We start from the raw sequence: 1528 nt of genomic DNA, 5'->3' as shown, positions 1-1528 counted from the left end.
GATTTTGATGTACTCGCTAATGGACTATTGATTGCTTTACGATTTGCAAAGGCCCACTCAGTAAATGACTCTTGCTCTACTGCTGTTGATTCATCAAACCAATATTTCGTCATTTCTACCGGTTTAGAATCACTCACAACGTCAATCACCGCAACAGGTAAAGGAGCGGTCGTATTCATATTCGAGTTAAATTTTCTCTCATCTAAAATTGCTTGAAAATAACCAGCCGGGATTGAAAAAGACAACTTAGACATATTATTTGTCGTGTTAACATCATACGTTAACCCGTCTTTAGCTGATTTTTCAATTTCGTTATTATCAATAGGAAACGTAAAATATTGAGTTGCAGTGCAGTGCTCTGTACACGATTCCGTAGAAGGTGAATAAGCGGTTAATTTTTCTTCTATTCCATTAAAGACAACCGAATTGTATTCATAACTGCTTCTAAAATAACTCAATTCAACGGCTATGTATGATTCTGGCGCTATTTTGTCTGTCGTTGGATAATTAGCAACAACATGTGATGTGTTTCTTAGTGAATTAGCTCCAATGCCTTTATTCTCTATCGGGGTAATATTTTTTCCTTCAATGGAAATATAATTATACTTTCTGGTAACTTCATTTATTGCATCAGAAAAATCATCATCACTAGATAATGTTGAGCATCCACTTAGTAATAATATGCTTAATCCAACGGTCTTTTTATACATCTTATACACCTTAAATTTTAAATGCTCTTAAAGTAAAAAGCGCCGACAAAAATTGCCAGCGCTTTTAAAGTTAGCTTAATACGAGTTTTCTTAGAAACCGTACTCTAAACCAACACGTGTTACGATATCTGTATCTGCATCACCAACAGTACGACCGGCTACACGAAGGTAAGGTACAAAACCATTATGAACAGCCATTAGCTGACCTGAAATCGTATTACTGTCAGAATCTTTATCTGTTTTACTGTTAGTTTCAGACTCTAAATTCGCTGCGTAACCCAATTTAAAACCAATTGGGCCATTCCAGTACTGACCGATAATAGAGTAAGAACCTTGCTCTACGTTAACACCGCTTTGAGAAACGCCAGCCTTGTTAGCTTGATTGTCCAAAGATTCTACTTTATATGCCGCTGCAATACCGAAGCCAGCAGGTAATGCTGCATCAAAACCAACTAAATAAGATTGGTTATCTTGACCAGCAACACCGTTAAAATCTGAACCAGCTTCAACCGCACCCATTAAAGTCACTTTTTCGAAGCTGTATTTTGCATTCGCACTTGCAAAAGATGAATCACGAGTCGCAGCACCGCCACCATTAGCATTATCATCACGGCCCACAGAAGCTGCGAACGAGAAGCCACCGAACTTAGGTGAATCATAACGAACTTGGTTTGATTGACGATCGTAGTGACCAGCAATACCGCCCCAATCGAATACAGAGCCTAAGCCAGGGTTAGAGAACGGCCAGTCAACCAATTCATATAATGGCGTAAGAACACGACCTACGCGTACATTACCCCAATCGCCTGATGCACCAA

At 38.9% G+C, this 1528-nt stretch carries 2 protein-coding genes; both read right to left on the bottom strand.

The genetic code is table 11. From position 1 onward, the window contains the following. Positions 1-710: hypothetical protein (locus A6E04_RS20720; protein ID WP_065612285.1), on the bottom strand; the 710-nt coding region annotated here is incomplete at its 3' end. Positions 711-800: 90 nt separating this feature from the next. Beyond that, on the bottom strand, positions 801-1528 hold a 728-nt coding region (locus tag A6E04_RS20715; protein ID WP_065612284.1), incomplete at its 5' end, for a porin.

This window comes from Aliivibrio logei (genome assembly GCF_001691055.1).
Lineage (GTDB): Bacteria > Pseudomonadota > Gammaproteobacteria > Enterobacterales > Vibrionaceae > Aliivibrio > Aliivibrio salmonicida.
Note: the sequence above shows the minus strand (reverse complement) of the source record. Positions and strands in the feature narration are given on the sequence as shown.